Below are 18234 nucleotides of genomic sequence, written 5' to 3' on the forward strand. Positions count from 1 at the left end.
TTAATCCAAATCCGGTGGTTGAAGGCTCATTTGTCAGTCTAGAATTATGATTCGTAAAGAATCTATCGTTATTTTATTCCCACATTCCAGATAAGTTCGCTCCCGGACGCGTATTTCACAATACGCATGCCTCCGCTGAGCAGGAGCGCCATGCTCCGCCCACCTGTAAGATATTACAGCTATCCACGCTTCCCAATCCCTAGTTAAATGTCCTCCAAATAGGATGACTACGTGGAGGTAGCGTGAAGCCTGATAAGCGGGAGGACCATGCCCACTTTACTGTTGCGGCAAGGAATGCCCTGCAGGCAGCGGAAGAAGCGTTTGGGCCAAACCATCCCAAAGTCGCCGTCGGACAGAATAATCTCGCCGTACGATATTACGCCCAGGGAAAATACGCTGAAGCCGAAACGCTTCTCCAGGAAGCACTGCGGTTTTGGGAGCGGACACATGGCGCGCACGATCTTGATTTAGCCGCCTGCCTGAACAATCTGGCGGAGGTGCGCCACGCGCAAGGGCACTTGAGGGTAGCGGCGGCACTTCTGGAACGCGCATTGGTGATTTGCGAAAAAGCACTGGGGCCCGCTCATCCCGATGTTGCCACGAGCCTGCATAACCTGGCGTCGCTTTACTCTGATCAGGCGCGGTATATGCAAGCCGAGCAGCTTCTTCAGCGCGCCCTGGAGATTTCGGAAAAAACATCCGGTCCGAATCATCCTGATGTGGCGACCTGCCTGAACAATCTGGCGGAAGTGTACCGCGCCCAGGGGCAGCATGCGATGGCAGCGGCACTTCTCGCACGGGCATTGGCGATTGACGAACAGACCCTGGGTCCCGATCATCCCGATGTTGCCACGAATCTGAATAACCTCGCATTGCTGCACCTCGCTCAGCGGCAGTATGCCGAGGCCGAACCGCTCCTCCAGCGTGCGCTCGCCATTTCAAAAAAAAAGCTGGGACCCAGCCACCCTGACATGGCCACCAGTCTACACAATCTCGCGGCGCTTTACCGTGGTCAAGGGCAGTATGTGGAGGCCGAGCGGCTCTACAAACGCGCGCTGAGAATAAATGAAAAAAATTTCGGCCCGGATCACCCCGCTGTGGCCATAAGTCTGAAAAGCCTGGCGGCTTTATACCATGACACACAGCGGCCAAAGGAAGCGAGACCGCTCGAAAAACGCGCATCGAAGATATGGGCAATGCGCCGCTAATTTAATTTGTAGGCCAAGCTGGCGCGACAACTTCACATCCCGGCGTCGCGTCATAAAACACGTAAATTTGGATTCTAGCCAGGCTCTCTATAAAATTGCGATATGACCGCGATCTCGCAATTTATCGATTTTTCCGCCCCCTCCGTCAATGTGGCCCGATCCTTGATCGGCACCGTTTTTCTGGTCGACGGGGTCGGAGGGCGGATTGTCGAGACGGAAGCTTATGATCACGAAGACCCCGCCTCGCACAGCTTTGGCGGTCCGACCAAGCGCAACAGAGTGATGTTCGGCCCTCCCTGCCGAGCCTATATCTACCGTTCTTACGGAATCCACTGGTGCCTCAATTTCGTTTGCCGCGCGGATGGACATGGCGCCGGCGTTTTGATCCGCGCGATCGAACCGCTTGCGGGGCTGGATATCATGCGCGCCAGACGCGGGCTTGACCATCCGCGCCTGCTTTGTTCAGGACCGGGGCGCGTCTGCCAGGCACTTGGCATCACCGATGCGCATAGTGGCATGCAGATCGACACGTCGCCGTTCCAGCTTCTGCCTTTCGCGGCAGAAGTTTCCGTAATCGCAGGTCCGCGCATCGGTATTTCGAAAGCAAAGGATATGCCCTGGCGGTTTGGGCTTTCCGGTTCTCCCTTTCTGAGCCGCCCGTTTCGTTGAGACGTTCGATTCGCCGGGTCCGGAAATCTCGAAATTGTCAGCCATATCACAATAATAATTAGCTCAGGAGAAAGTAATGGGTCATGTAACCACTAAACTCGGCTGGCTCGCATTCGCCGTCCTTGGCGCCTTTGCGTTCGCATACGTAGCCTTGAATCGCGGCGAATCCATCGGTGCGATATGGATTGTGATCGCCACCATCTGCGTCTATACGATTGCCTACCGCTTTTACAGCCATTTCATTGCCCGGCGGGTGCTGAGGCTGGACGTCACCCGCATGACCCCCGCTTACAAATTCAATGACGGCCTCGATTATGTGCCGACCAACAGATATGTATTGTTCGGGCATCATTTTGCCGCCATTGCGGGCGCCGGGCCGCTCGTCGGGCCGATACTGGCCGCGCAGATGGGTTATATGCCCGGCATGCTGTGGCTGCTGGCCGGCGTTGTGTTTGCCGGTGCGGTACAGGATTTCATTGTGCTGTTTATTTCCACCCGGCGCGATGGCCGTTCGCTGGGCGATCTGATCAAGGCGGAACTGGGACAGATACCCGGCATGATCGCCCTGTTTGGCACATTCTTCATCATGCTGATCCTTCTGGCGGTGCTGGCGCTGATCGTGGTCAAGGCCCTGGCGGAATCCCCGTGGGGCACCTTCACCGTTGCCGCCACCATTCCGATTGCCTTGTTCATGGGGGTTTACGCGCGCTTTATCCGGCCGGGTGCGATTGGCGAAGTATCATTGATTGGCTTCGTTTTGCTGATGTTGTCGATCGTTGCGGGGCAGTATGTCCAGGAAATACCCTCGATGGCCGCTATATTCACCCTGACAGGCGAGCAGCTCACCTGGATGCTGATTGCCTATGGCTTCATTGCGTCCGTGCTCCCGGTCTGGCTGCTGCTGGCGCCACGCGACTACCTATCCACGTTCCTGAAGATCGGCACGATCGTCGGTCTGGCGATCGGTGTCATCTTCATTTCGCCGGAACTCAAGATGCCGGCGTTCACGCAGTTTGTAGACGGCTCCGGACCGGTCTGGTCGGGCAGCCTGTTTCCCTTCCTGTTCATTACCATCGCCTGCGGTGCGATATCCGGTTTTCATTCGCTCATTTCCTCCGGCACCACGCCCAAGATGATCCGGAATGAAGGCGACGCCCGCTTCATCGGTTATGGCGCCATGCTGATGGAATCGTTTGTCGCTATCATGGCGCTGGTTGCCGCTTCCACCATCGAGCCGGGCGTATACTTCGCCATGAACAGCCCGGCCGCGATTATCGGCACCACGGCGGAATCGGCCACGCAAGCCATCTCTCAGTGGGGCTTTTATGTCACCCCGGAGATGATCACCCAGACCGCGCGGGATGTAGGGGAGCATACCATCATTTCCCGCACCGGCGGTGCGCCGACACTGGCAGTGGGCATGGCGCAAATCCTGTCGGATGTGATCGGCGGCCGGACCATGATGGCGTTCTGGTATCATTTCGCCATCCTGTTCGAGGCGCTGTTCATCCTCACGGCGGTCGATGCGGGCACGCGTGCCGGACGCTTCATGCTGCAGGATCTGCTCGGTACTTTCATCCCGTCGATGAAGCGCACCGACTCCGTGATCGCCAGCCTGATCGCCACCGCGATTTGCGTTGCCGGCTGGGGCTATTTTCTGTATCAGGGCGTGGTCGATCCGCTGGGGGGAATCAACACCCTGTGGCCGTTGTTCGGTATCTCCAACCAGATGCTGGCCGGTATTGCGCTGATTCTCTGCACATGCGTCCTCTTCAAGATGAAGCATGATCGTTTCGCCTGGGTCACGATCGTACCCGCCACCTGGGTGCTGGTCTGCACACTGACCGCCGCATGGCAGAAGATTTTCGACTTGAATCCACGCATCGGCTTTCTGGCGCATGCCAGCAAATACAAAGAGGCGCTCGCCGATGATGTACTCCTGGCGCCAGCCAAATCAATGGAACAGATGCGGCAGGTGATCTTTAACGATTACGTCAATGCATCGCTGGCGGGCCTGTTCATGCTGGTACTGATCAGCATGCTGCTATTCGGCATCCATACGGTGTTGCGTGCGCGCGGCACGGGCGGGCCCACCGCCAGGGAGGCGCCGTTCGAGCTATTGCCGGTCGAAGCGACGCCCGGAACATGAGGTGCCCACCATGCTGAATAAAATTACCGGCATTACCAGGGCGGCGCGCTATCTCGGACAGAGCATGCGGCTGATGGTGGGCGTACCCGAGTACAGCACTTACGTCAGCCACATGAAAACCGCACATCCGGATCAACCGGTCATGTCTTATCAAGAATTCTTCCGCGAACGCCAGGAAGCGCGATATGGCGGCAAGATCAGCCGATGCTGTTAAGAAACCAAACACCTCTCCCCGGAGCGCATTGCTATAAATCAGGATAATTATCCATTCACCACCGGATCTGGGATGAACCAGCAGGCCTTCCGTGGTGAAGGCCTTTTTATGCCAGATCGAAAACAAGCACCTCGGCTTTCTCTCCCCGATCGAGAACAAGATGGCTTTCACCGGTAAGCCTTGCCGCATCGCCCGCATGCAGCGGGGTGCCGTTGAGCGATACTCTGCCGCGGGCAACATGAACATAAGCAAAACGATCCGGGGCGATCGTCCGCTCGATCCTTTCACCGGCATCCACCAGCCCGGCGAACAATTTCACGTCTGCATGAATTTTTACGGAGCCATCAGCACCATCCGGTGATGCTATCAGGCGTAATCCGCCGCGTTTTTTCAAGTCATCAAAATACTTTTCCTCATAGCCGGGTGGAATGCCCACGACATTCGGTATAAACCAGATTTGCAGAAAATGTAGCCACTCGCTCGAAGAAGCATTGAATTCGCTATGCTGGACACCGGTGCCCGCACTCATGCGTTGCACGCTCCCCGGACGAATGACAGAGCCATTGCCCATGCTGTCCCGATGTGCGAGCGTCCCTTCCAGCACATAGCTGATGATTTCCATATCGCGGTGGCTGTGCGTGCCGAAACCCCGGCCCGGCTCGACCCGGTCTTCATTGATGACACGCAGCGCGCGAAATTGCATATGTTCCGGGTCATGGTAATCCGCAAAAGAAAAGCTGTGCCAGGAATCCAGCCAGCCGTGTTCGGCATGGCCGCGCTCCCCGGCGCGACGTAACTCCATCATGAATGGCCTCCGCTCGGTGAATAAAGAGTAAGAATAAAGCGAGCCCAGGCGCAACGGCGCGATAGCGGCACGCCGTTCACCGGAAAACAGGAAAAAGCTCGAAAGGCAGGCGGCACGCACCGGTTCATGGGCCGGTCTCCATCGAATTATAAGCGGTGGACGATGCCGGAGTACCGCCGACAAAATGGGAAACCCTGGGCGGCGCTTCGCCGATGTGAAAGCGGTTGATGGTTTCCTGAACGCGCTGGTCTTCGCGGGTAACGCGCGCATGCTGGCGCAGATGATCGAGCCAGGAATCAACCTGGAAGGTCTCCACATAACGGCCGGGGATTGCAATATCCTCGAATATGCCCCAGGCGAATGCACCATCCCGGCGCCGGATTACACCAAGCGGCTGCATTGCATCCAGGAAGGCTCCCCGCTGATCCAACGCAACTTCGTATTCAATCGTCACCAGCACAGGTCCGCGATCCTGGTCCGGCTCCTCCGCCACGGATGGGTGCGTCCAATGGTGGGACGGCGCGAGATCGGGCGCTTCCCGGGCGCCAAGACTGAAACCCCGGACAGCCAGCGCCGCCAGCGCCGCCCCGACGGCCGAAGCCAGCAGTGCGGCGGGAGTGCCGGCCTGCTCGGCAACCCAGCCCCAGAGCAAACTCCCGAGTGTCATACCAAGGGAGAATATCATGATGTATAAAGCCAAGGCGCGCCCGCGAACCCAGGCCGGAACCGAGATCTGGGCGGCAACCTGCAGGGATGACAGGACACTGAGCCATGCCGCGCCGCAAATTACCATGATGCCATACAGCATGGCCTCGCTTCGGATCGTCGCCAGCGCCACGGTGGTCAGCGCATAGACCATGGTCGCAATGAGCACCTGGCGGTCGCGCGTGATATACATCCGTATGCGCGGCATGAAAACAGCGGTAGCGACCGCTCCGATACCGACAAAGGTAAGCAGCAATCCATAAATGCCGGGGCCTCCCGCTAGCTCCCGCCGGGCGATCAGCGGCAGCAGCGCCCATACGGAGGTTGCAAAGACGATGAACGCTGTCGCGCGAACCAGCACCGCACGGAAAAGCGATGCCATGTGCGCGTAGCGCAGGCCGGCCCGCAATGCCTGAAAGAATCGCTCGGGCGGCAGCGCCTGCTCATCCCCTTCGCGTTTCCAGTGCCATAGCATCAGCACCATGCCGATGAACGAAATCATGTTAAGGCCATAGGCAACCCACGCGCCAAGTTGCACCAGCAGCAGACCGCCGATGGCGGGCCCGATCGCGCGCGACAGATTCATCGACAGCGAGCCCAGCGCAACCGCTTGCGGCAGCAAGTTCCCGGGCGCGAGTTCGGCTATGGTCGCGTTCAGCGCGGGCATCGACATCGCCGCGCCCGAGCCCAGGGCAAAGGTAAGGATCAACAGGCTCCAAGCATCAAGCTGACCGGTCCCGGCGAGAAAAGCCAGCGCGGCTGCCGAAAGCGCCATCCATATCTGCGTTACGATCAGATAGCGGCGGCGATCGACGATGTCGGTGAACGCGCCGGCCGCCAGCGCGAACATCACGATCGGCAGCGAACCGGCTGCCTGCACCAGGGACACCATGACCGGCGAGGGAGACAGGTCGGTCATCACCCAGCCGGAGGCGGTCCCGTTGATCCAGGTGCCGATATTGGAACCAAGCGATGCAAGCCAGAAGGCCCGGAACATCGGCAGCCTGAGCGGCGCCCACGCGCCGGGATGCGGGGCGTTCGAGACGCTATCGCCGGCGGGCTTGCTCACCAGCGGAACGCCAGGCTGGTCATGAGAAAGTCGACGCTTCTGCCGCCGGCCTGCGTCAATGCTTCCCCTGCGCTGAAATGGACCGCGGCGGCGCGAATTTCCCACTGCGGATGGGGACGGTAGCTGCCTTCCAGCCTGATCTGGTCACCGATATACCGGCCCGTTCCAATAGTTTCAGGTATTGCCACCAGGGGTGCGGGCGGAGTGTAAACTGCATCTTCTTTGTGATGCTTCCATAGGAAATCCCAACCCAAAACGAATGTGAGCGAATGAGCAGGCTTGATCGTCAAGACCGGCTGCACATCCATGATATTACCCGGCGCCAGCAGCGCCGCTTCGCTGAAGTAGGTGGGGTTGGGATAGAGCGCATTGAAGGTGCCCAGCTGATTATCGCCAGGATTTTTATCACCGCTGGCAATATCCGCTTTCAGGCCGAGCCGCGGTGACCAAGGTAAAGTGACAAAGGTAAAACCCGTGTCGGAGGCAACCGTCCAGGCACGAATGGTCTGATCGCCGACATGGCCGGTCTGGAATACGGCTTCCATGTTCCAGTCCCAGCCCTTTGCGGTACCAAAAAGACGTGTGCCGAGGGAATGCCGGTGTTCGCTCCCCTCCGCCGCCGCAAATCGCCCGTGATCTCTTTCATAGCCAAGCCAATAGAGATCGATCTTGAGGGGAGCAATATATTTCGGAACGAACGTGGCATATAAACCATAGAGCGATTGCGACTTGCTGGTCGTGTCATCGAAAGTTCCCGGCCTGTTGAGAACCGGACGAAAGGCAAAGGCATCAATACGATGCGATCCCTGCCTCCAGCTGGCGCGTACGCCGTCGAAAGCGAGGCGGATGTTGGGACCCTCTCGCACCGCGACCAGACGCGAGGTCCCCAGCGTCATTTCCTGCCGGCCCGCACGGAGGGAAAACATATCGCCGTTCCATGCCAGAAAGCCCTGTTGCAGGTCCGGGCTGCTTTGATCGGTACGTTCGGGTCCGCCGCGGCGCCCGGCTTCGTCATATGCCGCGAACTGTACGAACACCTGGGTGTGCTTGCCAACGCGCAGATCGCCATGCGCCATGCCTCGAAACAGCGTATAACCGTCGCCACCGCCATGGATACCGCTGCCGATACCAAAATCAACCGGACGGTAACTTTGGGCGCGCACCCGTGCATCGGCACCGAATGTCAGCGTGGCAGTCTCGCCGATGCGCCAGCATTTGGGCGCGATTTTATTACAGCTTGCTCCCCAATCCTCCTCGAACCGCAGCGGCAGATATTCGGATGAGGCCGCTGGCAACGGCATGACTAGCATTATAACGGCAAGCAGGCTGGGCTTACGGTTTTTTGCCGTCCGCTGACGCATGGAGATCCGCCTTTGAAAATAACTGTTTGCCGGTTTGCCGAGCGGGAGAAGCCCGGCACATGCTCATACCGCCCAGCACGAACAGCCGAGCACCCCCCAGAAGCCGCGCTGGTCACCGGCATCCACGGCATCCTGATACGCGCGTCCATGGGCATGACCATGGACCGAGCAGCCGGTTCCGCAGCCACAGGCTGCCTGAGCGAGCCGGTGCATGGCGGGCTCGCTTGCTCCCGGTTTGAAGTAGCCCCCGAAGTGATTCACCGGCGACCAGTCCGGCATGGCCGGAACCAGGGGCGGAGCCAGTGTGTTGAATTCGTCGTCGCCGTGGGCGATACGCCCGCCAACAACCGTGAGCACCGAAACAAGATTCCGAATTTCATCCTCGGGGATCTTGAAGTAGTCGGCGGACAGCACGGCAAGGTCGGCATATTGACCGAGCTTGATCTGGCCTTTGACGCCTTCTTCGTTCGAAAACCAGGTGTTCGCCTGGGTGTAGAGTCGTAGCGCCGTTTCGCGATCCACCAGATTCCCTGCCGGATACAGCGAAAGGCCACCCAGCGTCTTGCCGGTAGTGAGCCAGTAGAGTGCGTTCCATGGATCATAGCTGGCCACGCGGGTAGCATCAGTCCCCGCGCCGACGTTCACGCCCATTTCCAGCATGCGCTTATAAGGCGGGGTGCGCTCCGCGGCCTTGCTGCCGTAGCGCTGCACGAAATACTCCCCTTGATAGGCCATGCGGTGCTGAATGGCGATTCCACCGCCAAGTCTGGCGATACGTTCAAGGTTGGCATCAGTCACGGTTTCGGCATGATCGAAAAACCAGTGTATGCCATCGAAGGGAATGTCCCGATTCACCTTCTCGAATACATCCAGTGCACGCGAGATAGTCTCGTTATAGGTCGCATGCAGGCGGAATGGCCAGTGATTGCTGGCGAGGATGCGCACCACCGCCTCCAGATCGTTCTCCATGTTCGGTGCCATATCCGGCCGTGGCATGCGGAAATCCTCGAAATCCGCCGCGGAAAACACCAGCATCTCACCGGCGCCGTTATGCCGGTAGTAGCCGTCTCCATCACCCGGCTTCAGCATCTTGGTCCATTTCGAGAAATCCGCAACTTCCTCTCCGGCTTTCTGCGTGAACAAATTGTAGGCAATGCGCACGGTCAGCTCCCCCGCCTTATGCAGATCCTCGATAACCTTATAGTCATCCGGATAATTCTGAAAACCGCCGCCGGCATCGATCGCGCCGGTGATACCCAGGCGGTTCATTTCACGCATGAAGTGGCGCGTGGAATTGAGTTGGTACTCATAAGGCAGCTTGGGCCCCCTGGCCAGCGCCGCATACAGAATCAGCGCATTCGGTTCCGCCAGCAGCAAACCGGTCGGTTCTCCGCTGGCATCCTTAGCAATCAGTCCGCCCGGCGGATTGGGAGTGTTGCGGTCGTAGCCGCAGGCGCGCAATGCCGCGCGGTTAAGCAGCGCACGGTCGTAGAGATGCAAAATGAAAACCGGCGTATCCGGCGCAGCCGCGTTGATTTCGTCAAGTGTCGGCAATCGTTTTTCGGCGAACTGCATTTCAGTAAAGCCACCGACGATACGCACCCATTGAGGCGCGGGCGTGCGTGCAGCTTGTTCCTTCAGACGGCGCATCGCATCGGACAGCGAAGGGATGCCGTCCCAGCGCAATTCCATGTTGTAATTGAGCCCGCCGCGAATAAAGTGCAGATGCGAATCCGTCAGGCCGGGAATGGCGCGGCGGCGATTGAGATCCACCACTTGCGTATCGCTGTCGGCGAGGCGCATCACCTCGCCGTCATCCCCCACGGCGACGAAACGGCCATCGGCGATCGCGACAGCCGACGCTTGCGGATTCTGGCGATCCAGGGTCGTAAATTGGCCGTTGCGGAGGATCAGTTGGGCTTTGAGACCGTTCATTGTTGGCTCTCCTTGGGCGGCTGACCCACCCGTTCTTGAAAGTAATAAAGACACGCCGGCGGCCTGCAAAATACGGCGGCGGCGTAGATCGGGGGCAGACTCACCCATGATTCCTCACCGGTATGTGCCTTGACATCTCCTCACCAGAGACAGTCACGATCATCAGGCAAGGGCTATCCGCCGCCTGTTCCATGCCGCCTTACTTCTTGGTGATGGCGAAATAACTCGTCATCAGATTCCGGTAGTTCGGAATGTAATTCGAGAACAGGGCACCCAGGCCTTCGATGTCGTTACGCCAGTCGCGGTGCAGTTCGCAAGCCACGCCGAACCAGCTCATCATTTGCACGCCTGCCGCCTGCATCCGCATCCAGGCGGCGTCCCGGGTCACTTCATTGAAAGTACCGGAAGCGTCGGTAACGACGAACACTTCGTAGCCCGCTTCGATAGCGGACAATGCCGGAAACGCTACACAGACTTCCGTCACCACCCCGGCGATGATGAGCTGCTTGCGCCCGGTCTTTTTGATCGCGTTGACGAAATCTTCGTTGTCCCAAGCATTGATGTTACCGGGGCGTGCGACGTAAGGCGCATCGGGAAACATTTCCTTGAGCTCCGGCACCAGCGGCCCGTTTGGACCATCCTCGAAACTTGTTGTCAGGATGGTCGGCAACTTGAAATACTTTCCGCAGGCAGCCAGGGCAAGCACGTTGTTCTTGAATTCATTGGGTGAAAAGTCCTGCACCAGCGAGATCAGGCCCGCCTGGTGATCCACCATCAGGATAGCGGCGTCAGCCTTGGATAGCCGGTTGTATTTAAAAGTCTTGTCCATTTCATGCTCCTTGTTGTTGTCAATCGGATTAAGTGTCTAATAAAAAGTAATCGCAAAACGCTTCAGGGCAACGAAGCCCATCTCATTTCTTCCCCTTCTGCACTGCCTGCGCCTTGTCGTAGCTCTCGATCAGCAGCCGGTAATGCGGCATGGAATAATCGGCATAGATATTGGCGAACTCCATCGCCTCCGGCCGGTTCCAGGTTTCCTGCAGCTCCGAGATAACCGCGAGCGTATCGATCGGAATTACGCCCGCTTGCACAATGCGGGCGATGGTCAGATCGGTGCCCATCACGCTTGAGTTGCCCGAGGCATCCACCACGGCATAGACCTTGTAACCGGCGGCCACCGCGCTGATGGAAGGAAAAGCCATGCATACGCTGGTGAGCGTGCCGGCCAGAATCAGCGTTTTGCGGCCGGTCGCTTCGACCGCCTTGACGAAATCAGGGCTGTCCCAGACATTGATCTCGCCGCGCCGCCCCACATACTGCGCATGCGGGGCAGCCTGGTGGATTTCGGGGATCAATGGACCGTTCGGGCCGTCGGGAACCGAAGCGGAGGTAATGACCGGAATCTTGAGCAGCGCGGCGACTTTGGCGAGCGCAATTGCATTACGGCGCAGATCCGGTACCGGGATATCCTTGACCAGCTGGAACAGACCGCTCTGGTGGTCGATGAGAAGCATGAGGGTCTCTTGGGAATTGATATGGCTCACAATTTCCTCCTTGGGTTGGATTTCGATAAAAAAAGCCTCGTCAACTCATGACACAGCAGTCATGAAGGCGGCTGCTTGTTCGCTTCAGGACATATGCCCCATCCTGCCGCTCTGGTAATCCACAATCGCTTGGCGAATCTCCTCGGCGCTGTTCATTACGAAAGGACCGCTGCCGACGATTGGCTCGTCGATCGGTTCGCCGCAGAGCAGCAGTGCTGTTGCATCCTCGGCACTGTCAATACGGAGGTGGTCGCCTTTCCGCTCAAACAGAGCAATTTCCGCGGGTCCGATTGTTTCAGCCCCATCGAGCCGCACCGAGCCTTTGAGCACCGCCAGCATCGTGGTGTAGCCGTCGGGCACGGGAAGACAAATTTGCCGCTCGCTCGCCAGACGGAGATCCCACACATGGATCGGCGTGAAAGTACGGGCAGGCCCCTCGGTTCCGTCGAACTGGCCGGCAATGACGCGCACGCTCCCCTGGCCATGAGGAAGACTCAAAACAGGAATCTGGCTGTTCAAGATGCTTTGGTAATGCGGCGGCGACATTTTGTCCTTGGCGGGCAGGTTGACCCATAGCTGCACCATTTCAAACATTCCGCCGCGGCGCGCAAACTCGCGGCCATGAAACTCTTCGTGAACGAGACCGGATGCGGCAGTCATCCATTGCACATCGCCCGGACCGATGCCGCCGCCGCCACCGGAACTGTCACGATGCTCCACCTCACCGCTATAGACAATAGTCACTGTCTCGAACCCACGATGCGGATGTTCGCCGACACCGAGACGTTTCTCAGTTGGAGGAAATTCCATGGGACCGGCATAATCGAAGAGCAGGAAAGGGCTGATCGCCGGCCCCAGGTTCGAATAGCCAAGAAGTGTCCGCACAGGAAACCCGTCGCCGACCCAGTGGCGTTCGGTACTGCGTTGGATGCGCTGCAGCTTCTTGATTGACAGTTCAGGTTTTATTGCCAGCATCAGCTATCTCCTATTAAGTTTTAACGCGCTGGTGGCAAGATAACGAAGGTACACTTGCCAGGTCGAGTTGGCGCGCGTTGATCCGTCGATCTAGTCGTATACTCCAACTTCAATATAGTCTATTAAGCGTTAGCGTACTCTTCTCCGGATGGGTCCGGAACCAGACTTTCTTCGAAATCAGCGTTCGGAAAAACAGAACAATGCAAATTCAGCTTGATGGTATTTTGGCCTTTCTGCAGGCGATTGAAACAGGCAGCATCAGTGCCGCGGCCCAGCGTATGGGCTTATCGAAGTCCGTCATCAGCAAGCGTATCACCGACCTGGAGATACTGTTAGGGGTCGAGTTGCTGCATCGCTCGACCCGCGGAGTGGTCCCGACGGACAAGGGGGTCGCGTTCTATCAGCGTATGCGCTCAATCATGCAGCAGCTTGACCAGGCGGCGGAAGAACTCATCGAGCAGGATGGCGAGTTGTGCGGCTCGTTGCGTATCGCCGCCCCCATGACCTTTGGAACCCTCTACCTTGGGCCGATCCTGTTCGCTTTCGTCGCCCGCCACCCGCGCTTGGGACTTGCGCTGGATCTTGATGACCGGATTACCGATCTGCCCGGCGAAGGCTATGATCTGGGGGTTCGTATCGGGCGGCTGCATGACTCGTCGCTTGCGGCCCGCAAGCTGGCGGTGAGCCGCCGCGTAGTGTGTTGCAGTCCTGCGTATGCTCAACGTGCCGGTCTGCCGGCAACGATCGAGGAATTGGCGGGCCATGCATGCATCGGTTACGCCAATGTGTCAGCCGGTCACGTCTGGCAGTTCGAGCCCGCAGAGCTCGAAGGCGGCATGCCCCGCTCGCTGGTGGTACGCAGCCGGATCGTCGCCAATAACGGCGAATCGATGCGGGATGCAGCTATCGCAGGGCTGGGTATTTCCATTCTTCCGGTCTTCATCGTTGCCAAAGCGCTGGCGAGCGGTCAACTTATCAATGCCCTGCCGGATGCACGCCCGGTTGCAGACACGATCTACGCGGTCTATCCGCGGAACCGCCATCTCCCGGCGAAGGTGCGTGCCATCATTGATCACTTGGTTGCGGTATTTGAGGGCGGACCGCCATGGGAACGAGAATGGGACCAGACATGAATTTTCGATTGCGCTCCATATATTTACGCTGCGCGGCATTTGCAGAGAGCCTATTTTCAGCTTCTCAACACAGAAACAAGCACCAGGGTAAAAATCATCGGGATTACAGGAAGTCTGCGTAGCGGTCGTTCAATACCGCCCTATTGCACGTGGCCGCAGGCCTGACGCCGAGTGGAGTTACGCTGGAGATCTCGACTCTCGAGGACATCCCCCTCTTTGAGGGCGACGTCGAGGCCAACGAAGGTATCCTCAGGCAGTGATTGCGCTGAAGAGCGAATTGCTGCTGCTGATGGAGTATTGCTGGCCATACGCACGCAGCACGTCTTCGACAAATCGGACGAAATGATAGATGGAGCAGCCCGAAGCAGCTTCGGGATTTTCTTGCGGGGTTTACCGAGTTCGTCCAAACCAACCCGCAGAAAACTGCAAATATAAGCTGAGGGTATCGGTATGCGAAAAAAAAGTTGGCTGGCTTGCCCGGGGTGAGGCTGGCTGGCTGAAAGGCTATTGGGTAGGAGAACCCAATAGCAACGGATAACCTGGCATTAACTTTGCATTTTCAATACCGCCATTCGGATAAGCTCCCAGTCGGCGGATTGTTTTGATTTTTTCAAAATCTCGACTATGCTGAATTCCAATAAATAAGTGAGCCCCATTCTCACTATTATTGCAAGGTCTTCTGTAATTAATAATGATAATGATTCTTATTATAATTATTAATCTGAGAAAAGCAAGACTTTTTTATGGTAATTGTCACATACACGTAACAATACCGTGGCAACGTCTCAATTATCCTAGCGGCCCTTGCGAAAGGTGAGAGTCAAATATGAACCCGTCTCGCAAAGACAAGATCTCTACATCCAGGCGAGGTAGAAACGATGCCTACGCTGATCTGTTGCAGGAACTGACCGTACTGCACCAGGATCTGACGACGCTGGAAAGCGAATCCGGCGAAACATTGCGGAAAGTGGATGCGCGCCATCGGGTTAGCGTTGCCAATCTGATCCACTATCTCGGTTTGCGGCGGCGCGATGTGCGCCCACTGCAGGAAAAACTCGCGGCGGCGGGGTTGTCTTCCATGGGGCGTGCGGAGTCGCATGTCCTGAGCAATCTGGACGCCATTATCATGCTATTGCAGCGTGCGCTTGGAAAACAACAGTCACAGCAGGGATATTCTTCCCTCACCGAATCCGCAGGCGCAGGCGCTGGCCCGGCGCTGCTGGAAACCAACACCAATACCCTGCTCGGCAAACCTCCGCTGCAAAGACGCGTGCGTATCATGGTCACGTTGCCCGGGGACGCGGCAGATGATTACTCGCTGATTAAGGAAATGCTGTTACAAGGGATGGATTGCGCGCGCATCAACTGCGCGCACGATGATATCGCGATATGGACGCGCATGATCAGGCAGATCAAACGCGCGCGCCGTGAAACAGGACGCCACTGCCGTATCCTGATGGATCTGGGCGGGCCCAAACTTCGCACGGGAGAAATCGCACCTGGTCCGGCGGTACTGAAATGGCGGCCAAAACGTGACGCGTATGGCAAAGTCACAGAGCCCGCCCGCATCTGGGTATACCCGCAGGATGACGCTTCTTCCAGCCCATCACACGCTCATGCCTGTTTTCCTGTCAAAGGAGATTGGCTGGCGCAGGTGACGGCGCGCGACAGAATCGAATTCAATGATGCGAGAGGAGCATTGCGCAGTCTGCAGCTGACCGGGCAAGTGGGGACCGGCTATTGGGCGGAATCCACCCAGACCGCATATATCAAGTCGGGACTGAAACTTTATCTATTGCGAGTGCCCGTGTCCGGGCATCCGCGCGGAACCGGTTATGCCGGCGAGGTGGGTACGCTGCCCCAAGCGCCGGAAACCATCTTGCTGCATAAGGGAGACAGCCTCATCATCACACGTAACCCGGCCTCCGGCCTTCCTCCCCAGTTTGATGAAAACGGCCGGCTGTTGCGCCCTGCCAGCATTGCTTGCTCATTACCGGAAATCTTTACGGCCGTTAATCCCGGTGAACGCATCCTGATTGACGACGGCCGCATCGGCGGCGTAATCCGCGGTGTCAATCCCGGTGAAATCCTGGTCGAGATTACCCAGGCACGCGATAGCGGAGAAAAACTGCTGGCCGATAAAGGCATCAATCTACCGGATAGCCATCTCGATCTGAACGGTCTGACGGGCCAGGACATCATCGATCTGGAATTCATTGCACGCCACGCGGACATGGTCGGGCTTTCCTTTGCACGACGGCCCGCCGATATCGAGCTGTTGCAACAGCATCTGAAACGTCTGGGCGCCGATAAGCTGGGGATTGTTATCAAGATCGAAACACGCGCCGCTTTCGAGCAGCTGCCGGAGCTGATGTTCACCCTGCTGGCCTCCCCGGTGATTGGAGTCATGATCGCGCGTGGGGACCTAGCCGTGGAATGTGGCTACGAACGATTGGCGGAATTGCAGGAAGAGATTCTATGGTTGGCCGAGGCGGCGCATCTTCCCGTAATTTGGGCCACTCAAGTGCTGGAAGGATTGGCCAAAACTGGCAAACCCAGCCGTGCTGAAGTCACTGACGCAGCCATGGGAGAACGGGCCGAGTGCGTGATGCTCAACAAGGGACCGCACATCATCGAGGCCATCCAGATGCTGGACAATATTCTGCAACGCATGCAGGCGCACCAGTGGAAAAAGCGGTCGTTGTTGCGGAGACTACATTGGTAACGGAAAGCGGCAAATAATCCCCCCGTAATGACGAGCCTGCGTGGTAAAAAAGCTTGCTTTTCTTTCATTCTTAAATATAATAAGAATCATTATCATTATTGATTACGGAGATTTGTTAACAAACCGCCGGATCGGACCGTCATACTCCGCCGGTGCGGATCAATTCTCTGTATAGGCGCCAGGCGAGCAATCCTGATCATCATAAATTTCGCATGTGCATGAAACTTCTTTCAGACCATCACGCTGAATATCCTGTCACATAACTTTGACTAGAACGTAATCAGATTGTCATTTCTCTTCCCTATGCTTGGCCTGTGTCAGACATGGACCTTGCGATCAAGGAAGAACGATAAAGGATAGCTGCCACATAAAATCGCCAATGCAAAACTCGCCATACGGCGACGACCGAAAGTTTGCGCCTGGTTCAGATTAGGTAGTCCGCTAATTCCAATTCATGATTTGAATATGACTAATAAATCAATACGAATAAGACGTTGCAATGTAAGCTAATCGGCAACCCTATCACCAGACAGGAATAATTCGCCAGTATGAACCTCTTCTCTTCTCTTTCCCCTGCTCATCTTCAACGTTATCTCCGCATCGTCCAGGAAGGGATAGCGGTACGCAGTCACCTTGATTTGTTGAGATGGCTACAGGGCGAAATGCAGCATTATCTGCCTCACGAAATCATGCTTGTCGCTTGGGGCGATTTTGAATCGAATCTCATTCGGCACGACATTATTTCCGCGCTGCCTGGAGTCAGGACCGGCTATTCAAACCCAACACGCTTCTCTCCATTGCTGGGGGGGCTCCACAGGCGCTGGGTGGAGCAGGGTAAGGCTCCGCATACACTGGACATTAGCGCGTCAGGTATCCTGTTTGAAAGCTGGAGACTGCAATGCTCCCTGGGCAAAGCGTTACAAGGCATGCGTTCTTCTCTTCTGCATGGTGTCAGTGACAAGCGCGGGCATCATGATTGCCTTTACGTAATTTTCAGTTCGCAAAACAAACTCGATAGCTCTACGCTCAGTGCAATAGAAATTCTGCTGCCTTATCTCGATACCGCGTTGCGCAGCATAGCACCTTTGCCGGATCATGCCTCCCTTCTGACGGATTCCGGGGAAAGCGAGGATCATGGGTTGAGCGGGCGTGAAAGCGAAATAATGGACTGGGTAAAGATGGGCAAAACCAATGCCGAGATAGGCAGCATCCTGTCCATCAGTTCTTTCACCGTAAAAAACCATATGCAGCGCATCTTCAAGAAACTGGATGTTTATAACCGGATGCAAGCTGTTTCCAAGATGGAACGCAGCATCAGTCATGCCTGAAAACCACCCGCCCTCCGCTTCAATCCGCCACCGCGGCCTCCTCCTGCGGGATCAGTCCCATGGCTGAAGCCAACCCGGTATTTTCCGCTTCCACATCGGTTTTCACCAATGCCAAGATGCCCCTTGGCAACAACATGCTGAGCGCTGTCGAGGCCATTCTCGACCCCGCGGCATTGATGCTTTCCCTCTGGCTGATAAGCAGCGGCATTGAAGGAGAATTGCAGCCCCCCTACCTGATTCTTGCGGTAATCGTGTTTTCCATCACCTTCCCGGGCACCTCGCGCCTGCAATTCTCCATCAAGAGACTGGTCTTCGATGTGCTCTACAGCTGGTTCTGGGTGGTTCTGCTGCTGCTTTTCCTCGGCGTTGCCACCGGCTATATGGCCGAATTCTCCAGTGAAGCGCTGATCACCT

14 protein-coding genes and 1 pseudogene are annotated in these 18234 nt (G+C 57.0%); 8 read left to right on the forward strand and 7 right to left on the reverse strand.

All coding sequences use genetic code 11. The features are described 5' to 3' along the window. Positions 1 to 242: 242 nt before the first annotated feature. From SQ11_RS15055 to SQ11_RS15070, 4 genes are all read left to right on the forward strand, one after another. Positions 243 to 1208, forward strand: coding sequence for a tetratricopeptide repeat protein (locus SQ11_RS15055; protein WP_041515013.1), 966 nt, complete (start codon positions 243 to 245; stop codon positions 1206 to 1208). A gap of 102 nt (positions 1209 to 1310) precedes the next feature. Then, on the forward strand, positions 1311 to 1877 hold the full coding sequence (locus SQ11_RS15060) for a DNA-3-methyladenine glycosylase (protein ID WP_041515014.1): 567 nt from the start codon (positions 1311 to 1313) through the stop codon (positions 1875 to 1877). 76 nt (positions 1878 to 1953) lie between these two features. Next, positions 1954 to 4026 (forward strand): carbon starvation CstA family protein, encoded by a 2073-nt coding sequence (locus SQ11_RS15065; protein ID WP_041515015.1) that lies wholly within the window; start codon positions 1954 to 1956, stop codon positions 4024 to 4026. Between the two features lie 10 nt (positions 4027 to 4036). Next, positions 4037 to 4240 (forward strand): YbdD/YjiX family protein, encoded by a 204-nt coding sequence (locus SQ11_RS15070; protein ID WP_041515029.1) that lies wholly within the window; start codon positions 4037 to 4039, stop codon positions 4238 to 4240. 106 nt (positions 4241 to 4346) lie between these two features. Here SQ11_RS15070 and SQ11_RS15075 read toward each other — a convergent pair whose 3' ends face one another. From SQ11_RS15075 to SQ11_RS15105, 7 genes are all read right to left on the reverse strand, one after another. Beyond that, on the reverse strand, positions 4347 to 5045 hold the full coding sequence (locus tag SQ11_RS15075) for a pirin family protein (RefSeq protein ID WP_041515030.1): 699 nt from the start codon (positions 5043 to 5045) through the stop codon (positions 4347 to 4349). Between the two features lie 124 nt (positions 5046 to 5169). Beyond that, positions 5170 to 6924: an MFS transporter gene (locus tag SQ11_RS15080; RefSeq protein WP_232298033.1), complete on the reverse strand. Its 1755-nt coding sequence runs from the start codon at positions 6922 to 6924 to the stop codon at positions 5170 to 5172. Beyond that, positions 6816 to 8180 (reverse strand): alginate export family protein, encoded by a 1365-nt coding sequence (locus tag SQ11_RS15085; protein ID WP_052494298.1) that lies wholly within the window; start codon positions 8178 to 8180, stop codon positions 6816 to 6818. The genes SQ11_RS15080 and SQ11_RS15085 overlap by 109 nt, the downstream gene beginning before the upstream one ends. 63 nt (positions 8181 to 8243) lie before the next feature. Then, positions 8244 to 10115: an amidohydrolase gene (locus SQ11_RS15090; protein WP_041515017.1), complete on the reverse strand. Its 1872-nt coding sequence runs from the start codon at positions 10113 to 10115 to the stop codon at positions 8244 to 8246. 199 nt (positions 10116 to 10314) lie between these two features. After that, the gene (ycaC, locus tag SQ11_RS15095) at positions 10315 to 10944 is read right to left on the reverse strand and encodes an isochorismate family cysteine hydrolase YcaC (RefSeq protein ID WP_041515018.1); all 630 of its coding nucleotides are present in this window, start codon (positions 10942 to 10944) and stop codon (positions 10315 to 10317) included. An 82-nt stretch (positions 10945 to 11026) separates the two neighbouring features. Next, entirely contained in the window at positions 11027 to 11629 is a 603-nt protein-coding gene (locus tag SQ11_RS15100) for an isochorismatase family protein (protein WP_084226910.1), read from the reverse strand. Between the two features lie 114 nt (positions 11630 to 11743). Continuing rightward, positions 11744 to 12607, reverse strand: a complete 864-nt coding sequence (locus SQ11_RS15105; RefSeq protein ID WP_052494301.1) for a pirin family protein — start codon at positions 12605 to 12607, stop codon at positions 11744 to 11746. 227 nt (positions 12608 to 12834) lie between these two features. On the opposite strand from SQ11_RS15105, the gene SQ11_RS15110 reads away from it, so the two are divergent. From SQ11_RS15110 to SQ11_RS15130, 4 genes and pseudogenes are all read left to right on the forward strand, one after another. Beyond that, positions 12835 to 13767 carry a LysR family transcriptional regulator gene (locus tag SQ11_RS15110; RefSeq protein ID WP_041515020.1) on the forward strand — a complete coding sequence of 311 codons (933 nt, stop codon included), beginning with the start codon at positions 12835 to 12837 and terminating at the stop codon, positions 13765 to 13767. An 826-nt stretch (positions 13768 to 14593) separates the two neighbouring features. Then, positions 14594 to 16492: a pyruvate kinase gene (locus SQ11_RS15120; protein ID WP_041515022.1), complete on the forward strand. Its 1899-nt coding sequence runs from the start codon at positions 14594 to 14596 to the stop codon at positions 16490 to 16492. 548 nt (positions 16493 to 17040) lie between these two features. Next, positions 17041 to 17820 carry an XrtB/PEP-CTERM-associated transcriptional regulator EpsA gene (gene epsA / locus SQ11_RS15125; protein ID WP_041515023.1) on the forward strand — a complete coding sequence of 260 codons (780 nt, stop codon included), beginning with the start codon at positions 17041 to 17043 and terminating at the stop codon, positions 17818 to 17820. Positions 17821 to 17879: 59 nt separating this feature from the next. Continuing rightward, a pseudogene (locus tag SQ11_RS15130) lies at positions 17880 to 18234 on the forward strand (undecaprenyl-phosphate glucose phosphotransferase); the annotation flags it as partial.

Origin of the sequence: Nitrosospira sp. NpAV, from assembly GCF_000832065.1 — a bacterium.
In the GTDB taxonomy this organism is placed as follows: Bacteria; Pseudomonadota; Gammaproteobacteria; order Burkholderiales; family Nitrosomonadaceae; genus Nitrosospira.